This window comes from Streptomyces sp. A2-16, assembly GCF_018128905.1.
GTDB lineage: Bacteria > Actinomycetota > Actinomycetes > Streptomycetales > Streptomycetaceae > Streptomyces.
Genome location: NZ_CP063808.1, coordinates 6143137 through 6160669 on the forward strand (window position 1 = coordinate 6143137; position 17533 = coordinate 6160669).

Annotated in this window: 16 protein-coding genes; 9 read left to right on the forward strand and 7 right to left on the reverse strand. The window is 73.4% G+C overall.

What is annotated here, in order from left to right; all coding sequences use genetic code 11:
- Window positions 1-22 precede the first annotated feature (22 nt).
- Window positions 23-610 (reverse strand): hypothetical protein, encoded by a 588-nt coding sequence (locus IOD14_RS27560; protein ID WP_123987505.1) that lies wholly within the window; start codon window positions 608-610, stop codon window positions 23-25.
- Between the two features lie 228 nt (window positions 611-838).
- Here IOD14_RS27560 and IOD14_RS27565 point away from each other — a divergent pair, with 228 nt between their 5' ends.
- From IOD14_RS27565 to IOD14_RS27580, 4 genes are all read left to right on the forward strand, one after another.
- Window positions 839-1981 (forward strand): exo-alpha-sialidase, encoded by a 1143-nt coding sequence (locus IOD14_RS27565; RefSeq protein ID WP_123987506.1) that lies wholly within the window; start codon window positions 839-841, stop codon window positions 1979-1981.
- Between the two features lie 72 nt (window positions 1982-2053).
- Entirely contained in the window at window positions 2054-2731 is a 678-nt protein-coding gene (locus tag IOD14_RS27570) for a uracil-DNA glycosylase (RefSeq protein ID WP_123987507.1), read from the forward strand.
- Window positions 2728-3756 (forward strand): BadF/BadG/BcrA/BcrD ATPase family protein, encoded by a 1029-nt coding sequence (locus tag IOD14_RS27575; protein WP_123987508.1) that lies wholly within the window; start codon window positions 2728-2730, stop codon window positions 3754-3756. Before IOD14_RS27570 ends, IOD14_RS27575 begins: the two co-directional genes overlap by 4 nt.
- A 95-nt stretch (window positions 3757-3851) precedes the next feature.
- A complete protein-coding gene (locus tag IOD14_RS27580) occupies window positions 3852-4775 on the forward strand; it encodes a hypothetical protein (protein WP_123987509.1) in 924 nt (307 codons plus the stop codon).
- Between the two features lie 78 nt (window positions 4776-4853).
- Here the strand turns inward: IOD14_RS27580 and IOD14_RS27585 are convergent, their stop codons facing one another.
- Window positions 4854-5885, reverse strand: a complete 1032-nt coding sequence (locus IOD14_RS27585; protein ID WP_123987510.1) for a lactonase family protein — start codon at window positions 5883-5885, stop codon at window positions 4854-4856.
- A gap of 133 nt (window positions 5886-6018) precedes the next feature.
- Window positions 6019-7506, reverse strand: a complete 1488-nt coding sequence (locus tag IOD14_RS27590; protein ID WP_123987511.1) for an FUSC family protein — start codon at window positions 7504-7506, stop codon at window positions 6019-6021.
- Window positions 7507-7715: 209 nt separating this feature from the next.
- Here IOD14_RS27590 and IOD14_RS27595 point away from each other — a divergent pair, with 209 nt between their 5' ends.
- Together IOD14_RS27595 and IOD14_RS27600 are read left to right on the forward strand one after the other, a co-directional pair.
- Entirely contained in the window at window positions 7716-8192 is a 477-nt protein-coding gene (locus tag IOD14_RS27595; protein ID WP_123987512.1) for an Lrp/AsnC family transcriptional regulator, read from the forward strand.
- Window positions 8193-8217: 25 nt separating this feature from the next.
- Complete coding sequence (locus tag IOD14_RS27600; RefSeq protein ID WP_123987513.1) at window positions 8218-8907, forward strand: HAD family phosphatase; 690 nt, start codon at window positions 8218-8220, stop codon at window positions 8905-8907.
- A 119-nt stretch (window positions 8908-9026) separates the two neighbouring features.
- Here the strand turns inward: IOD14_RS27600 and IOD14_RS27605 are convergent, their stop codons facing one another.
- The 3 genes from IOD14_RS27605 to IOD14_RS27615 all read right to left on the reverse strand — a co-directional run bounded on the left by IOD14_RS27605 (window position 9027) and on the right by IOD14_RS27615 (window position 13988).
- Window positions 9027-10442 carry an FAD-binding oxidoreductase gene (locus IOD14_RS27605; RefSeq protein ID WP_123987514.1) on the reverse strand — a complete coding sequence of 472 codons (1416 nt, stop codon included), beginning with the start codon at window positions 10440-10442 and terminating at the stop codon, window positions 9027-9029.
- A 100-nt stretch (window positions 10443-10542) separates the two neighbouring features.
- On the reverse strand, window positions 10543-13131 hold the full coding sequence (locus tag IOD14_RS27610) for a LuxR family transcriptional regulator (protein ID WP_212671830.1): 2589 nt from the start codon (window positions 13129-13131) through the stop codon (window positions 10543-10545).
- Window positions 13132-13490: 359 nt separating this feature from the next.
- Window positions 13491-13988, reverse strand: coding sequence for an FBP domain-containing protein (locus IOD14_RS27615; protein WP_123987516.1), 498 nt, complete (start codon window positions 13986-13988; stop codon window positions 13491-13493).
- 70 nt (window positions 13989-14058) lie between these two features.
- On the opposite strand from IOD14_RS27615, the gene IOD14_RS27620 reads away from it, so the two are divergent.
- Entirely contained in the window at window positions 14059-14640 is a 582-nt protein-coding gene (locus IOD14_RS27620; RefSeq protein ID WP_123987517.1) for a TetR/AcrR family transcriptional regulator, read from the forward strand.
- A gap of 5 nt (window positions 14641-14645) precedes the next feature.
- Complete coding sequence (locus IOD14_RS27625) at window positions 14646-15815, forward strand: GDSL-type esterase/lipase family protein (protein ID WP_212671831.1); 1170 nt, start codon at window positions 14646-14648, stop codon at window positions 15813-15815.
- A gap of 423 nt (window positions 15816-16238) precedes the next feature.
- Here the strand turns inward: IOD14_RS27625 and IOD14_RS27630 are convergent, their stop codons facing one another.
- Window positions 16239-17054 carry a LysR family substrate-binding domain-containing protein gene (locus tag IOD14_RS27630; RefSeq protein ID WP_212671832.1) on the reverse strand — a complete coding sequence of 272 codons (816 nt, stop codon included), beginning with the start codon at window positions 17052-17054 and terminating at the stop codon, window positions 16239-16241.
- A 58-nt stretch (window positions 17055-17112) separates the two neighbouring features.
- On the opposite strand from IOD14_RS27630, the gene IOD14_RS27635 reads away from it, so the two are divergent.
- Entirely contained in the window at window positions 17113-17496 is a 384-nt protein-coding gene (locus IOD14_RS27635; protein ID WP_123987520.1) for a DUF5997 family protein, read from the forward strand.
- Window positions 17497-17533: the final 37 nt, after the last annotated feature.

Consider the following 17533-nt stretch of genomic DNA (forward strand, 5'->3'; position numbering starts at 1 on the left):
GCGAGAGGCCAGCCCGCCGGGGCTACCTCCCGTCGGCCCGCCTGCCGCCCCACAGCGGTCCGAAGTGCGCCCAGTCCGTGTCCCACCGTTCGAGGCGGCGGCGTTCCATGCGGCCGCGCAGGACCCGGCCGCCGACGAAGGGGACGGCCGCGGTGCTGATGCCGACCAGGCCGCCGATCATGGCTCCCCGGATCTCGGCCTGGCCCTCGGTGGCGGGCTGGGTCATCAGACGGCCCCGGGCGTCGGTCCAGACGGTGACCGCGGTGCCCTGGGTGCTCCCGGGGTCGACGCGGACCTGCCCCGTGTGGGCGGAACCGTCGGCCCCGATCCATGCCACCTCGCCCCACACCCGTTCGCCGCTCGACGTGCCCGGGTCGGCCGTGCCAGGAGCCCGTTGGGACAGATGGGCCACGACAGGCCGCCATTCGACGCGCTCCCGCGCCATCTGATGCTCCACGGCCCGGCACACCCCCAGACCGGCGAGCACCCCGGCCACCACGGTGAGCAGCCAGGCACCGAGCACGACCCACGCCTCGAGGACGTCGGCGCGGCGTCTGAGCGGATTGCGCCGCCAGCGCCACAGCCAGACCTTGGGACCACGGAACGCCATCGAGGGCATCCTCCTCATGAGCGACGGGCGCACGAACATGCCGGACCGACCTCCCATACGGCGGAGGCCGCCTCGGTGCTCACGGCTCGGGGCGAGTTCTCCGTCACGACGGTCCCACCGGCCTCCCACCGCCGCGGGCATCTTGGCCAAAGCCGCCCGTCAATCGCCGCAGCCGGTTACCATCCCCGCCCTGACCTGCGGCGGAGCCCTTCCCGGAGGTGACTGTCAGTGGCGGGGTGCAGACTGGCCGGTGTCTGGGACAAAGACGTCACGGAGGTGATCGGCATGACCGAGAAGCTGCTTGCCGTAGGCACGCGCAAAGGCCTGTTCATCGGGCGCGAGCACGGCGGCACCTGGGAGTTCGACGAGAGCCCTTACTTCAACGCGCAGGCCGTGTACTCGGTCGCGATCGACACCCGGGGCGAGCGTCCGCGTCTGCTGGCAGGCGGCGACAGCGCGCACTGGGGGCCGTCGGTGTTCCACTCCGACGACCTGGGCCGCACCTGGACCGAGCCGGCCCAGCCGGCCGTGAAGTTCCCCAAGGACACCGGGGCCTCCCTGGAGCGGGTCTGGCAGCTGCACCCGGCGGCGGCCGAGCCGGACGTGGTGTACGCGGGCACGGAACCGGCCGCGCTGTACCGCTCCGAGGACCGCGGGGAGAGCTTCGAGCTGGTCCGGCCCCTGTGGGAGCACCCGACCCGTTCGAAATGGGTGCCGGGCGGCGGTGGTGAGGGCCTGCACACCGTCCTGACCGACAAGCGCGATCCGCGCGCGGTGACGGTGGCGGTCTCCACGGCGGGGGTGTTCCGCACCAAGGACGGCGGCGCGAGCTGGGAGCCGTCCAACTCCGGTGTCTCCGCGGTGTTCCTGCCCGACCCGGACCCGGAGTTCGGCCAGTGCGTGCACAAGGTCGCCCGGGACGCGGCCGATCCGGACCGTCTGTACCTCCAGAACCACTGGGGTGTGTACAGAAGCGACGACGCGGGGACGCACTGGACGGACATCGGCGAGGGCCTGCCGTCCACCTTCGGCTTCGCGGCGGTCGCTCATCCTCACCGCGGTGAGACGGCGTACGTCTTCCCGATCAACGCCGACGCCGACCGCGTTCCGGCCGGCCGTCGCTGCCGGGTCTACCGCACGGCTGACGCGGGCAAGAGCTGGGAGCCGCTCTCGGCGGGCCTGCCGCAGGGGGACCACTACGGCACCGTGCTGCGGGACGCGATGTGCACGGACGACGCGGACCCGGCCGGCGTCTACTTCGGCAACCGCAACGGCGAGGTGTACGCCTCGGCCGACGACGGCGACAGCTGGCGGCAGTTGGCCTCGCATCTGCCGGACGTGCTGTGCGTGCGGGCGGCGGTGGTCGCGTGATCCCGACCGGGTCACGCCGGGGCCCTGGCCACCGGTTGATCTCCGTCTGCCGTACGGCAGTAGGGTGACGCCGTGGCACCACGACCCTTGCATGAAATCGTCGAAGCGGGCTGGGCGAAGGCCCTGGAACCGGTCGCCGGGCAGATCTCCCGGATGGGTGACTTCCTGCGCGCGGAGATCGCCGCGGGACGCACCTACCTCCCGGCCGGGCCGAACGTCCTGCGGGCCTTCCAGCAGCCCTTCGACGAGGTGCGGGTACTGATCGTCGGTCAGGACCCGTATCCGACACCCGGACACGCGGTGGGGCTGTCCTTCTCGGTCGCGCCCGAGGTCCGGCCGCTGCCCGGCAGTCTGATCAACATCTACCGAGAGCTCAACACCGACCTGGGGCTGGCGCAGCCGTCCAACGGGGATCTGACTCCGTGGACCCGGCAGGGCGTGCTGCTGCTCAACAGGGCGCTGACGACGGCCCCCCGCAAGCCCGCGGCGCACCGCGGCAAGGGCTGGGAGGAAGTCACGGAGCAGGCCATACGGGCCCTCGCGGCGCGCGGGAAGCCGCTGGTGTCGATTCTGTGGGGCCGCGACGCGCGCAACCTCCGTCCGCTGCTGGGAGATCTCCCGTCCGTGGAGTCCGCCCACCCCTCCCCCATGTCGGCCGACCGTGGCTTCTTCGGCTCGCGTCCGTTCAGCCGGGCCAATGACCTGCTGGTCAGGCAGGGGGGACAGCCGGTCGACTGGCGTCTGCCGTGACCGGTTCGACGGGGGCCGGTGCCGGGTCGGGGACGGGTGCGGCGGGGGCGGACACGGGGGAAGGCTTCCTCGCCGTCGACTCCGGCGGGTCCGGGCTGCGGGTCGTCCTGGGCGCCCCCGGCCGTGGGACCACGACCCCGCGTGCGTCCCGGGAGCCCGTGCGTACGGGCCCGAAAGGGATCGACCCGGGGCATCTGATGGAGCAACTGGTGCCCATGGTGCGGGCGTTGCTGCCCGAGCTCGGGGTGAGCGGGCTGGGTACCGCCGTCGTCGGGGCGGCGGGTCTCGCGACGCTGGGCGAGGGCCTGCGGGCCGAGCTGCCCGGCGCGCTGGAGCGGGAGTTCGGGATCCGGACCGTCGCGCTCGTCGCGGACGCGGTGACCGCCTACACCGGTGCTCTCGGACCGCGCCCGGGTGCCGTGGTCGCCGCCGGCACCGGTCTTGTCGCGATCGGCACCGATCTCAGGTCCTGGCGGCGGGCGGACGGCTGGGGTCATCTGCTGGGCGACTGCGGGAGCGGCGCCTGGATCGGGCGGGCCGGGCTCGAGGCCGCGCTGCGCGCCCACGACGGGCGGCCCGGCGGCTCGGCGGCGCTGCTGGCCCGGGCCGAGGAGTCGTTCGGCCCCGCTCAGGAGTTGCCCGGCAGGCTCTACCCGCGCACGGACCGGCCCGCCGTGCTGGCCTCCTTCGCGCCCCAGGTGGCGGCCGGCGCCGGCAGCGACCCGGTCGCCGAGGGAATCCTGCGCGAGGCCGCCCGGCACATGGCCGAGTCCGCGGCGGCGGTCTGTCCGGCCGAGGGTGAGGTGCATGTCAGCCTCACCGGTGGCTTGTTCAGGTTGGGTGACGCCCTCGTCGTACCGCTGGAGGAGGAGCTGGAGCGGCGGCTGCCGCATGCGCGGCGGGTCTCTGCGGCGGGCGGGCCGTTGGAGGGATCCGTACAGATCGCCACAGAACTGGCGCGGAGTTCGCTCACCCTGCCGAGTGATGCGTCGATGCTGTACGTGGTGGCCCCAAAGAGGGGCTGAAGCGGACGTAACTCATCAGACAAAACCGGACGGATACCGCTCACCTGCACCCTCCCCGAACAGGGAAGCCCAGGAAGCCAGTAACATGCGTCGCCATGAGCTCCCCCACTGGGCCCGCGTCCGGCCTGCCAGTACGAATGCCGCGACCTCGCCAGCCCGGGCGGCACCGCCGACCCGAGCCCCTGGCGGCTCCCGAGGGCGCGCCCGCGCTCGTCCTCGCGGTGCCGGGCACGCCAGGCGCCGCCACGCGCAGCCTCGCCGAGGAGGTCGTGAGCATCGCCCGCTCCGAGTTGCCCGGCCTCGACGCGCGGATCGGGTATCTGGACGGGGACGACTCGGAGTTCCCCACGCTCCAGGCCGTGCTGGCCCACGCCGCCGACGAGCGCACCGCGCGTTATGAGCAGGCCAAGGCCGCCGGGATGGACGTCAAGGAGCCCGAGGGCCCCGTCGCCGTCGTGGTGCCGCTGCTCGCCGGTCCGGACAGCGCGCTGCTGCGCCGGATCCGCCAGGCCGTGATGGACAGCCGGATCGCGGCCGACCTCACCGATGTGCTGGGCCCGCACCCGCTGCTCGCCGAGGCGCTGCACGTGCGGCTGTCGGAGGCCGGGCTGGCCCGCGCCGACCGCGCTCGGCTGTTCGCCGTGACGACCGCCGCGGACGGCATCATCCTCGGCGCGGTGGGCGGCGAGGAGGCCGTGCAGGCGGCCGGGATCACCGGCATGCTGCTCGCCGCGCGGCTGGCCGTGCCGGTGATGGCGGCCGCGCTCGACCAGGACGGCTCGATCGCGTCCATCGCCGATCAGCTGCGGTCCTCCGGTTCGCAGCAGCTGGCGCTCGCGCCGTACCTGATAGGGCCCGAGATCGACCCGGCCGTCATCGAGGAGGCCGCGAGGGAGGCCGGCTGTTCCGCCGCCGAGCCGCTCGGCCCCTACCCGGCGATCGGCAAGCTCGTCCTCGCCAAGTACACGACCGCGCTGGGCATCGCCCCGCAGCAGGCACAGGGCGCGCCGGTGCGCTGAGCGCACGCGCCCCGACCGCGACACCGAAAGGGCCCGCTCCGTTTCCGGAGCGGGCCCTTCGGCGTGCGGAGTCCCGGTTCAGTCGAAGACCACGCAGGACGCGGCCGGCACCTCGATCGACCCCTCGTAGCGGGGCAGGCCGGTCGCCGGGTCCACGGCGAACCAGGTGACCTCGCCGGAGCGTTCGTTCGCCACGTACAGGAAGCCCCCGGACTCCGCGAGGGCCCGGGGCCAGTGGCCGCCGCAGATGACCGTGCCGACCAGCCGCAGGTCGTCGCCCTCGACGGCGAAGGTGGACAGGACGTCCTCGCCCCGGGTGACGGTCCACACGAACCGGCCGTCGGGGGACGTGACGACCCCTGACGGGTACGCGTCGCCCGAGGGGGCGCCCGCCAGCACCTGGGTCTCGCCCAGGGGCTTCAGCGTGCCTTCCACCGCGTCCCAGCGGCACACGGTGAGGGTCGGGGTGAGCTCGTTGAGGACGTAGGCGTGGGTGCCGTCGGGGTGGAAGGCCAGGTGGCGCGGGCCCGAGCCGGGGCGCAGGGCGATCTCGCGGTGCACGTCGAGCGTGCCGTCCCGCAGGGTGCACACCCGCACGGAGTCCGTGCCGAGGTCCACGCTGACGATCCACCGCCCGCTCGGGTCGGGCTGCACCTGGTGGGCGTGCGGGCCCTGCTGGCGGGGCGTGTGCGGGCCTGAGCCGGTGTGCCGGAGCACGCCGGAGGGGGCACCCGTGAGGGAGCCGTCGGCGCGCACCGGCAGGGTGGTGACGCTGCCGGAGCCGTAGTTGGCGGTCAGGACGTGTCCGGCGTGCACGGCGAGGTGCGTGGGTCCGTTCCCGTCCACGGGCACCGGCGGACCGGCCGGCTCAGGTCGCTCGCCGGTCACCCGGTACGCGGCCACCGCGCCCTCGGCCGTCTCGCTCACCGCGTACAGCACGTCGCCGCGGGCCGACAGGGCCAGGTACGACGGGTCGGGTACGCCGTTCAGGCTGCTCAGCACCTTCAGCGCACCGGTGCCCGGGGTCACCGCCGCCGTCACGATGCCGGGACCTCCCGCCGCCGTGAACGACCCGATGTAGGCCCGTCGCCGCCCGTCGCCGTCTGCCACCGTCGTCCCCTCTCGGTCTGTGCCGTCCGGGGCGACGGTAGCAGTCGATCAGCACCGGTCTAGACCAACCCGGTGAAATTCACGGGGCCGTCGCGGACACGTTGCGAGGGTTCAGGCTCCTCCCGGAGCGGGTTCAGGCTCCCACCAGAGGCGAGCCGCTCGGCGTGCGCAAGGGGGCCGCCAGCTCGGCGAGCGCCCGTTCCAGTCCGTGCAGATGGGCCAGCGCGGGTTCCTCGACGAGAGGCCGGTCCGCCACGGGGAGGTCCCTGCCGTCCGTGAGTGCCGCGACAGCGGACTCCACCCGTCGGCACGCGAGGGTCAGGCGGGCGTCGTGCGAGGCCTCCGGGTCGGCCGCGACGGCGACCAGGCCCCGGACCTCGCGGGCGCAGTCGTCGAGGAGGGCGAGGACGCGACGGGCGCGCCGCCTGCGGGCGGGCACGGGGTTGAGGGGGTGGACCAGCGGGGCCACCGAGAGGCGGACCCTGCCGAGCAGCTGCTCCAGCTCCCGCACCCGGCCGCCCGGGTCGGCGCCCGACACACCCGCGAGGCGGGCCGCGGCCTCGGCGGTGCAGGCGTGGACGCAGCGCAGGGCACGCTGGATCCAGGCGTCGGTGACGGTGTGCGTGGTGATCGGCAGGACGAACAGCACCGCCAGGACGGCCCCGACCGCGCCGACTCCGGTCTCCGCGAACCGCAGCGCCAGCAGGCCGGGGTTCAGGACGCCGAGGAGGCCGTAGAGAAGCTCGGCGAGGAGGGTGACCCAGAGCATCATCCACGTGTACGAGACGGCGGCCGTGTAGAAGATGCCGAAGACGCAGACGGCGAGCAGGACGGCCGTCGGTTCCGGCGCCCCGTGCAGCGGTACGGCGACGAGCAGGCCGAGGCCGATGCCGATGACCGTGCCGAGGACGCGGCGGAAGCCGCGCACCAGGGTCTCGCCGCGCGAGGTGGTGTTGACGAAGATCCACCAGGTGGCGCCGACGGCCCAGTACCAGCGCTGGCCGGAGATCAGCTGGCCGACGACGAGGGCGAAGCCCGCGCCCGTCATGGCCTGGACCGCCTGGCGGGTGGTGGCGCGGGCGAGGCCGGTCCCGGCGGGCGGGGCGGGCACGGGGGCCGGGGGCAGGCGGCGTTCGTAGCACCACAGGCCGAAGCGGACCGCGGCGGCTGTGAGCAGGGAGAGCAGGACGGCGGCGTAGAGCTCGGGCAGCCGGTCGGTGGTCGCGTGCAGGAACTGCGCGACGAAGAAGGTCATGAACGCGAAGACGCCGAGGCTGTGCCCGCGCGGGCCCCAGCGCCGGGCGTACACGCCCGCGCCGACCACGGCGAGGAAGGTGAGGTCGCGGGCGACGGGGTGGTCGTGGAGCTCGGCCGCGGCAGCGAGGACGGGGAGGCCGACGACGGGCAGCAGGGCGGTGGTGAGCGCCTGGCCGCGGACGGTGGTGTCCGTGACGGTGAACAGGGCGAGCAGCGCGGCGAGGCCGCCGGTGACGGCGCCGGCGAGCGAGTGGCCGGCCAGGCCGCACACCACGACGGCCAGACCGATGCCGAGGACCGCCCGCGCGGCGAAGCGCAGCCGGACCCGGCCCGGGTCCGGCGCCATGAACACCCTCTTCAGCACGTACCGCCCCCTGAAACCCTCGGGTGCCGGGTGCACCGGCATGGAAAAGGCGCCGCGGGGGTCCGCAGCGCCATCGACGGGCTCATTGCAGCATCCTTGGCGCTACCGGCTCAAGCGGGGCCGAATATGCTGGGCCATTGGTACAGAGGAAGCGGTCCTGGGCCACCCATCGGCGGGCCAAAGGACCAGGTGCGAGGAGGTCGTACGCCATGGCCGTGGACGAGCTCGACACCCGGATCCTGCGGCTGCTGCTGGAGCAGCCGAGGACGAGTGTGCGGGAGTATGCGCGGATCCTGGGGGTCGCGCGGGGCACCTTGCAGGCGCGGCTCGACCGGCTGGAGCGGGACGGTGTGATCACCGGTTCGGGGCCCTCGCTGTCGCCCGCCGCGCTCGGCCATCCGGTGCTGGCGTTCGTGCACATCGAGGTGACCCAGGGCCGGCTCGACGACGTGGGGGACGCGCTGGCGGCCGTACCGGAGATCGTCGAGGCGTTCTCGATCGCCGGTGGCGGGGATCTGCTGACGCGGGTCGTGGCGCGGGACAACGCGCACTTGGAGGATGTGATCCAGACGGTGATCAGCCTGCCGGGAGTGGTGCGGACGCGAACCGAGGTGGCGCTGCGGGAGCGGGTCGCGTACCGGCTGCTGCCGCTGGTGGAGTCGGTCGGGCGCACGAACCGCGGTTGAGTTGATCTTTGACATCCTGGACGCCATGAGCAGGCTCAGCGGCATATCGGTCATCTTCGATCTCGACGGAACGCTCGTGGACAGCGAGCCGAACTATTACGAAGCGGGTCGGCAGACCCTCGCCGAGCACGGCGTCCTGAACTTCACCTGGAACGACCACGAGCGCTACGTCGGGATCAGTACGCGGGAGACGGTCGAGCGGTGGAAGTCGCTGTACGGGCTGCGGGCGTCCGTGCCGGAGCTGCTCGCGGACAAGAACCGGCGCTATCTGGAGCTGGCCCGGACCGCCACGCGCGCGTACCCCGAGATGCGGAAGTTCGTGGAGCTGCTGGCCGGGGAGGGCGTGCCGATGGCGGTGGCCTCGGGGTCGTCGCGTGCGGCCATCGAGGCGATCCTGGCCGGTACGGGCCTGGACGCGTATCTGCCGACGACCGTCTCGGCCGACGAGGTCGCCCACGGCAAGCCCGCGCCTGACGTCTTCCTGGAGGCGGCCCGCCGGCTCGGTGCCGCCCCCGCCGACTGCGTGGTCCTGGAGGACGCCGCCCCGGGTGTCGCCGCCGCGCACGCCGCCGGGATGCGCTGCGTCGCGATCCCGTACGTCGCGGCGCAGGCCGACGCACCGGAGTTCGCCCGCGCCGCTCTGCTCCTGCGGGGAGGCCAGGAGGAGTTCACGGCGCGGGCGGCTCACGACTGGTTGGCGCGGAACCGGAGGTGAGGGCCGGGGGCCGTCCGTCCCGGTGAGGACCAGGCGCCCGCCCCCGCGAGGGGCCGGACGCCCGCCAAACGGTTCTTCGAGCAGGCCCCGCCAAACGGTTCCGCGACCCGTCACCGGTCCTACGGCCGCGACGCGTGCGACGGCCCGGGTGCCGGCTGGATGTTCTGGTTGAGGCGGAACACGTTGTCCGGGTCCCGGTCGGCCTTGATGCGGGCCAGGCGTTCGTAGTTGCCGCGGTAGCTGGCGCGGACGCGTTCCTGGCCCTCGTCCATCATCATGTTGACGTAGGCGCCGCCCGCCGAGTACGGGTGCAGGGCGTCGAAGTAGTCGACGGTCCACCGCTTGATCAGTTCGGCGTTGGCCGGGTCCGGGTCGACGCCGGCGAAGACGGAGGCCCAGTTGGCGTGGCGGTAGGCCCAGGGGGTCTCGTCCTGGCCCACGTCGTGGGCGGCTCCGTCGATCGGGTAGAGGTGCATGGTGGACTGGACGGTCGGCACCTCGGCGCCGAACTTGGCGTGCAGCTGGACCGCCTCGTCGGGGACGGTCTCGACGAAGTCGGCCCGCCAGTACCACTGGTGGCCGGGCGGGTAGAGCCCGTCGAACATGGCCTGGAGGTCGGGGTGCTGCATGACCATGGGGGCGTGCAGCAGCGGCGCGGGCAGCGCGTCGAGCAGCGGGGCCATCTCCCGGGCGGCGGCCTCGGTGTCGTCGCCGGTCCAGCACCACACCACCCCGGCCGTCTTGCGCAGCTGGATCTCCTCCGGGAACGGCGGGGCCGGCGGGACGGTGCCGTAGAGGAAGAACCCGCCCAGCTCGCGGGGCGCGTTCAGGATGAACTCCCGGTAGGCGGACAGGACTTCGGCGCTGTCCTCGACGGGCCAGAAGGTCGGCCCGGCGATCACCGTGCTGATCTCGTGCAGTCGGAAGACGAACGAGGTGATGACGCCGAAGTTGCCGCCGCCGCCCCGGATCGCCCAGAACAGGTCGCTGTTCTCGTCGGCGCTCGCCCGCACCCGGCGGCCGTCGGCGAGGACGACGTCGGCCTCCAGCAGGTTGTCGATGGTCAGCCCGCACCTGCGGGTGAGGTGGCCGAGGCCGCCGCCGGTGGTGATGCCGCCGACGCCGGTGGTGGAGACGATGCCGCTGGGCGTGGCCAGGCCGTGCGCGTTGGTGGCGCGGTCCACCTCGCCCCAGACGCAGCCGCCGCCGACCCGCACGGTGCGGGCGGCCGGATCGACCTGGATGTCCTTCATCGGTGACAGGTCGGCGACCACTCCCCCGTCGACCGTGCCGAGTCCTGCGCCGTGGTGGCCGCCGCCCCGCACGGCGAGCGACAGGCCGTGGGCGCGGGCGAAGCCGATCGCGCCGGCCACCGCGTCCGCGTCGGCGCAGCGGGCCACGAGGGCGGGACGCCGGTCGATCATGGCGTTGTAGACGGCACGGGCCTCCTCGTAGCCGGCGTCCTCGGGGCCGATCAACTCCCCCGTGAATCCGGTCAGTTCACGCCGTGCGGCCTGGGCGGGTGTGCTGGACATGGTGTCCCCCGTTTCCGAATCGGGTCGATTCGTCCGTTCTACTCGCGTCACCACTCGGCGGACATCCGTGACCGTCACCCAGCTCGGCGCCCCGGCATACCTAGGTCGGGGAACCGCCGGGCAGCAGCCCGAGCTCCGCCGCGCGGGCCGCGGCCTGGCGGCGGCCCGGCGCGTCGAGTTTGTCGAGCACGGCCCGCACATGGTTGTCGATGGTGCGGACCGACACGACGAGCCGGGCGGCGATCTCCGCGTTGGTGAGCCCCTCGGCGAGCAGGCGTATGACCTGGAGCTGGCGGTCGGTGAGGCCCGCGGGGTTCTCGCGGGTCGCCGCGAGGGGGCCGCGCGGGATGCGGCGCACGCCGAGCCGTCGCAGTTCGGCGCGCAGCATCCGGGCCGCCGGTTCGGCGCCCAGGGCGTCGAAAGCGGCCAGGGCCGCCAGCTTGTCGGCGGGATCGGGACTCTCCGCGCACGCCGAGGCGTGTTCGTAGGGGCAGCCCGCGGCCTGCCAGCGGGCGGCGGCCCGGCGCCACTGCCCGCGGGCCTGCAACGCGTACGGATGGTCGGAGTCGTCCGGTGGGACCGGATGGCCGGCTTTGGTGAGCCAGTAGCCCAGTTCGGGCCGGTAGGGGGCGCCGGGCAGCAGGCTCGCCTGAGCATGAACGGGTTCGGCCGCCTCGATCACTCCCTTCGGGTCCCCGCGCAGCCAGGCCGATTCCGCCCGCGCCACCGCGACCGGCCCGGTGCGTTGCAGTTCCCTGGTCCCTACGGCGATCTCCCAGGCCTCGTCGAGGAGTTCGTCGGCGCCGGGGCGGCCGCAGCGGATGCGGACCCGGGCGAGCACCGTCAGGGCGGGGCAGCGGGCCGGGACGAAGTCGTGCATGCCGTACTCGGCGTGCTTCTCGGCTTCGCCCCAGTCGGCGGCGGCGAGTCGGCGCATGGCGAGTTCGACGTGCAGGTAGTTGAGGAAGCCCAGGTGCTCCGCCCGGTCGGCGAGGTCCATCGCCGGGGGCAGGAACGCGTCCGCCTCGTCGTACTGGAGGTTGTCGAGCAGGGTCCAGATGATGTTGGCGTAGGAGCGGCAGGCGTGCTCGACCTCGCCGGCGGCGAGCGCGACCTCAAGGCTCTCCTCCAACTGGCGCCGCCCGCCGGGGTCTCCGGAGCGCCAGCGGGCGGTGCCGACGTTGTTCAGGGCGTGCGCGAGGATCGCCTGGTCGTCGGCCTTGCGGGCCAGGGTGATGGCGCGTTCGCCGTGCTCGACGGCCTCGGCGTAGCGCTCGGACAGCATGCGCAGCTGGGCGGTGTTGCTGACGGCGAGCGCCAGCAGCCGGTCGTCTCCCGCGTGTTCGAGGACGGCCACGGCCTCCCGGGCGGCCTCCTGAGCCTGGTCTGCGTTGCCTGCCCACCAGTGGATACGGGAGAGCCAGCGCAGGTCGGCGCCGAGGGCGAGGGTGTCGCCGAGGGAGCGGCGAAGGGCGACGGCCTCGCGCTGGGCGGCGACGGCGGCGGCCGAGTCGGCGATGGTGTAGGTCTCGACGGCGTAGCGTTCCAGCAGGTCGGCGAGTTCGGCGGGGGCGTAGCGGTGCCGTTCGCGCAGCACGAGCCGGAGTTGGGCGGCGGCCTCGCGGTGGGCGCCCGCGCAGGAGGCGTCCTTCGCCGCGTCGGGGCCGTAGCGGGCGACGGCGTCCCGGTCGCCTGCCTGGGCCGCGTGGTGGACGATCCGGGCGGCGTCCGATCCGGGGCGGGCGACGAGCGCCTCCAGGACGGCCCGGTTGAGGCCGATACGGCGGGCGGCGGGCAGGGAGTCGGCCACGGCCCGGCGGATCAACTCGTGGCGGAACGCGACCCGTTCCGGGGTGACGGTGAGCAGACCGCGTTGTTCGGCGGCCGCGAGTACGGTGACCTCCTCGGCCAACAGCGCGTCCACCAGGGGGCGTTCGACGGCGGAGGGGACGACGGCCAGCTGCTCCAGCGCGTCCACGGTGTCACCGGGCAGCCCTCGGAGCCGGGCGAGCACGGCGTCGACGACGGTCGGGGGCACCTCTCCGGTGCCGCCGGCGGCGAGGATCTCGGCGACGAAGAAGGGGTTGCCGTTGGTGACGGCGTAGACCTGGGCGGGGTCGACGCGGCCGGCGCTGAGGGTGCGTACGGCGTCCAGGGACAGGCGGGCCAGCGGCAGCCGGTGCACGCGGGGCGCACGGGACACCTGGCCCAGCAGGTGCCGCAGGGGGTGCTCACGGTTCAACTCGTCGTCGCGGTAGGTCAGGACCAGGAGAGCGGGCAGGCGATCCGCGCGCCGGACCAGGAAGCGGAGGGCGTCCAGGGATGCCTCGTCGGCCCAGTGGACGTCCTCGACGACGAGGACCGCTCCGCGTAGTTCTTCGAGCAGGGCCTCGTGGACGCGATGGCGGTCACCGCCCTCCGTCACGGCACCGGCGAGTTCGCCGCCGACGCTGCCGATCAGGTCGCGGAAGGGGCCCAGCGGCCGTCGGGTGGCGAGGTCGTCGCACTCGCCGACGAGGATCCGGGTGCCGTCGGGCAGGTGATCCGGAAGGGCCTTCACCAGGCTCGACTTGCCGATACCGGCCTCGCCGAAGACGAGCACCACGGATCCGGCCCCGTCCGCCGCCTCCCGCGCGGCCGCGGCCAGTCGCGCCAGCTCGGGCTCGCGCTCGAGGATCCCCCAATCCACGCGCCCGATTCTGCCACCGGGAACGGCGGGAAGGGGCCCTTCGGAGCCTGCGGACCCTGATCCCCGGCCCAGCGCCGACCTGGTCGCCCGCGACACGGCCACCGGCCGCCGGGCCTTTCCGCGAGGGGCCACTGGTCGCCTGCCCCTTCCGCCAGGAGCCACCGGCCAGCCTGTCCCTTCCCCCAGGAGCTACCGGTCGCCCGCCCCTTCCCCCAGGGGCCACCAGCCAGCCTGTCCCTTCCCCCAGGAGCCACCAGCCTGCCTGTCCCTTCCCCCAGGAGCCACCGGCCGCCCGCCCCTTTCGCGAGGGGACCGAGGACTCGGCCCACGCTCAGCGATACCCCTGGGGCGGGGGCGCCCTACGCGGTGCCCGTCACCTTGGTGACGAAGGCGGCGATGTTAGTCACCGTCCGCCGGATCTTCTCGTCCAGGGTGAGCGTCTCGTGCAGCCGCGCTCCGGCGCCCGCGTCCCTCTTGCCGCGCACGTACAGGGAGCAGGCCAGGTCGTCGCATATGTACGCCCCGACCGAGTTGCCCTGCTGCCCCGCCTTGCCCGCCCTCGGCGCGACCATCAGGGAGACCCCGCCGGTGTGCGTGGTCAGGCACATCGAGCACATGCTGCGCCGCGTCTGCCAGGAGCCCGCGGCGGAACTGCGCAACGCGAGGGCCGTCGGACGGCCGTCCAGGACCGTCACGAGGTAGGCGCGGTCGGGGGCCTGCGGGTCGCGCCAGCCGAGGTAGTCCAGGTCCTCCCACGGCCGCTCGTCCAGGTCACGCGGAACATTGAGGCGCTTGGCCTCGCCCTTGGTGCAGTTCACGAAGGCTGCACGGATCTCTTGCTCGGTCAGCGGTTCCATAAGTTCACGCTAGATTGCCTAAAAGCTTTAGGCAAATGCATAATTGATTCTGGCGACCGAGAGGACTCTTATGGCACGGGTAGGGCTGACCACGGAACGGCTGGTCCGGGCGGGCGCGGAGCTGGCCGACGAGGTGGGCTTCGAGCAGGTGACCGTCTCGGAGCTCGCCCGGCGCTTCGACGTCAAGGTCGCGAGCCTGTACTCCCATGTGAGGAACTCCCAGGACCTCAAGACCCGGATCGCCCTGTTCGCCCTGGAGGAGCTCGCCGACCTGTCCGCCGACGCGGTGGCCGGCCGGGCCGGGAAGGACGCCCTGACCGCCTTCGCGAACGTCTACCGCGACTACGCCCACGCCCACCCCGGCCGCGCCGCGGCGGCCCGGTTCAGGCTCGACCCCGAGACGGCGGCCGCCAGCGCGGGCGTACGGCACTCGCGAATGATGCGGGCCATCCTGCGCGGCTACGACCTGCCCGAACCCGACCAGACCGATGCCGTACGACTGCTGGGCAGCACGTTCCACGGCTACGCGAGCCTGGAGGGGGCAGGCGGGTTCAGCCACAGCTCCCCCGACTCCGAGGAGTCCTGGACGCGGATCCTGGACGCCCTCGACACGCTGTTGCGCAACTGGCCCACCCGCCGACCGACAGGCTGAGGAACATGCACGACTGGATCACCACCCCCGTCACGGCCGAGCTGCTGCGCGGCGCCCTCGACGTGGAGCGCACCGAGCACGGGGTGCTCCCGCACCGGCTGCCCGCCCGGGCCCGCGCGCAGAACACCGACGAGCAGCTGGCGATGGCGGAGTCCCAGCCCTCGGGCGTACGGCTGGTCTTCCGCACCCGGGCCACCGCGGTGGAGCTGGACGCCCTGCCGACCAAGCGGGCCTACGTGGGGGCGCCGCCCCGGCCCGACGGCGTGTACGACCTCGTCGTCGACGGGAAGCCGGCCGGACGGGGCATTGTGCTCGGCGGCACTGTCATCACCGTCGACATGGCCGCGGGGACGTCCGAGACGCGGCCCGGACCGCCCGGCACCGTCCGTTTCGATGGCTTGTCCGGCGGGGTCAAGGACATCGAGATCTGGCTGCCGCACAACGAGACCACCGAGCTGATCGCGCTGCGCACCGACGCGCCCGTGGAACCGGTGCCCCGCGACGACCGCCGGGTGTGGCTGCACCACGGCAGCTCCATCAGTCACGGCTCCGACGCGGCGAGCCCCACGGGCATCTGGCCCGCGGTCGCCGCGGCACTGGGCGAGGTGGAGCTGATCAACCTGGGTCTGGCCGGGAGCGCGCTCCTCGACCCGTTCACCGCGCGGGCCGTGCGGGACACACCCGCCGACCTGATCAGCCTCAAGATCGGGATCAACATCGTCAATCACGATCTGATGCGGCTGCGGGCGTTCGGTCCCGCGGTCCACGGCTTCCTCGACACGATCCGCGAGGGGCACCCGGACACGCCCCTGCTGGTCGTCTCGCCCATCCTGTGCCCGATGCACGAGGACACACCGGGCCCCTGCTTCCCGGACTTCGGCGACATCGGCGAGGGCCGGCTGCGGTTCATGACGCTGGGCGACCCCGCGGAACGCGCCAGCGGGAAGCTGACCCTCCAGGTGATCCGCGAGGAACTGGCCCGGATCGTCGAGCAGCGGTCCGCCGAGGACCCCCACCTGCACCACCTCGACGGGCGCGAGCTGTACGGCCAGGACGACTTCGCGGAGCTGCCCCTCCCGGACGACCTGCATCCCGACGCGGCGACGCACCGTCGGATGGGGGAACGGTTCGCACGGATCGCCTTCGGAGACGACGGGGCGTTCGGCAGCGACTGAGGCGGCGGACCGGGATCCTGGAGCGGCCGGAGACCACCGCAGGCAGGTAGCGCCGGGCGCGGACCGCCACGGGCGGACACCGCTACGGAGCGGCACCGCCGGGCGCGGGCAGGGCTACGTACCGGGGGGCGCCACGGGCGGAAATCGCCACGCGCACAGGGCTACCGGCGGAAATCGCCACGCCCCGGCACCCCCGCCGGCAGGAATCGCCACGCCCCGGCACCCCCGTCAGCAGGGACCGCCACGCCCCGGCACGGCCCAACGCGAGGGTCGCCGCGTCCAGAGAAACTCACGGGGACCGCCACACGCGGCCACGCCCACGCCCACGCCCACGCCCACACGCGAGCCTCCCCGCGCACACAGCAACGCGCACACAGCAACGCGCGGCCATCGCCACGCGCGGCCATCGCCACGCGCCCACCACTACCCCCTGCGCTTGGGCTTGCCCCTTCGGGCCCCCGCCCCCTTGGAGCCGCCGGGCCCGCCGGAGCCGGATCCTCCTCGGCCCCCCTTGCCCGCGCCGGACGATCCTCGCGTCGAGCCCTTCCCGGTGCCGGACGATCCCCGCGCCGAGCTCTTCCCGGCGCCGGTCTGCTTGCGGGCGGTGCCGCGCTCCGGCTCCGGCTGCGTGCGGCCCCGTGAGCTGTTGACCGTGCGTCCCCGGACGATGCCGATGAAGTCCTCGACCATGCCCGTCGTCGCGTCCTCGCGCCAGGACAGGGCGATGTCGGACTGCGGGGCGTCGGTCAGGGGGCGGTAGGTGAGGTCGCGGCGGTGGTGAAGACGGGCCAGCGACTGGGGGACGACGAGGACGCCGATGTTCGCCGCCACGAGCTCGATCGCGTCCGCGGTGGTGGCCGGGCGTTCGAAGGCCGGTTCGCCGGGTGGCCGGTCCCAGCCGATGACGTCGTCGAGGGGGTGCAGGACGACCTCGTCGGCCAGGTCCTCCAGGGTGACCTCCTCGGCCGCGGTCACCACGTGGTCCTTGGGGACCACGACGACCGTCGTCTCGGTGTAGAGGGGGATCGCGCTGAAGACCGTACGGTCGACCGGCAGTCGTACGAATCCGGCGTCCGCGGTGCCGTCGCGCAACAGGTCGGATGCCTCGGCGGCGGTGACCTGGAGGAGCTCCAGGGGGATGTCGGGCAGGCGCTCGTTCCAGATCCGCACCCACTTGGCGGGCGTCACCCCGGGGACGTACGCGAGCCGGAAGGAGGGGGAATCTGGGGAGTCTGTCACGCGGCAAGGTTACCCACTGTGGTCGGAGGTCTCGTGCGCGGCCGATAGTCTGGACTCCATGACGTCGCACCAGAACACCCAGACGATGAAGCCCGCGACCGCGGCGAAGAAGCTGGGTGTGTACCTCCCTGCCACCCCCGCCGAGTTCCAGGAGGGTGTCGTCTCGCGCGCCGAGCTCAACGAGCTCCAGACGAACCCGCCCCAGTGGTTGCAGGACCTGCGACGCAACGGCCCGCACCCCCGCCCGGTCGTCGCGGCGCGGCTGGGTGTGTCCATCGCGGGGCTCGCGCGCGGCGGGGTCACCGAGGCACTCACCACCGAGCAGATCGAGGCGCTGCGCGAGGACAGCCCCGAGTGGCTGGAGAAGGAGCGCGCCACGCAGGCGGAGGTCCGCAAGGAAGCGGCGCGCATCAAGGAAGCGAAGAAGGACAAGGAGTCCTGACACAGGGGCCCGCGGGGAGCCGGGGCCCCGAAAACTC

Excerpts from the sequence above, each read along its gene's own strand:
- IOD14_RS27600 (WP_123987513.1), top strand. The coding sequence starts at position 8,218 with ATGAGCAGGCTCAGCGGCATATCGGTCATCTTCGATCTCGACGGAACG.
- IOD14_RS27620 (WP_123987517.1), top strand. The coding sequence starts at position 14,059 with ATGGCACGGGTAGGGCTGACCACGGAACGGCTGGTCCGGGCGGGCGCG.
- IOD14_RS27560 (WP_123987505.1), bottom strand. The coding sequence starts at position 610 with ATGGCGTTCCGTGGTCCCAAGGTCTGGCTGTGGCGCTGGCGGCGCAAT.
- IOD14_RS27615 (WP_123987516.1), bottom strand. The coding sequence starts at position 13,988 with ATGGAACCGCTGACCGAGCAAGAGATCCGTGCAGCCTTCGTGAACTGC.
- IOD14_RS27605 (WP_123987514.1), bottom strand. The coding sequence starts at position 10,442 with ATGTCCAGCACACCCGCCCAGGCCGCACGGCGTGAACTGACCGGATTC.
- IOD14_RS27635 (WP_123987520.1), top strand. The coding sequence starts at position 17,113 with ATGACGTCGCACCAGAACACCCAGACGATGAAGCCCGCGACCGCGGCG.
- IOD14_RS27625 (WP_212671831.1), top strand. The coding sequence starts at position 14,646 with ATGCACGACTGGATCACCACCCCCGTCACGGCCGAGCTGCTGCGCGGC.
- IOD14_RS27595 (WP_123987512.1), top strand. The coding sequence starts at position 7,716 with ATGGCCGTGGACGAGCTCGACACCCGGATCCTGCGGCTGCTGCTGGAG.
- IOD14_RS27580 (WP_123987509.1), top strand. The coding sequence starts at position 3,852 with ATGAGCTCCCCCACTGGGCCCGCGTCCGGCCTGCCAGTACGAATGCCG.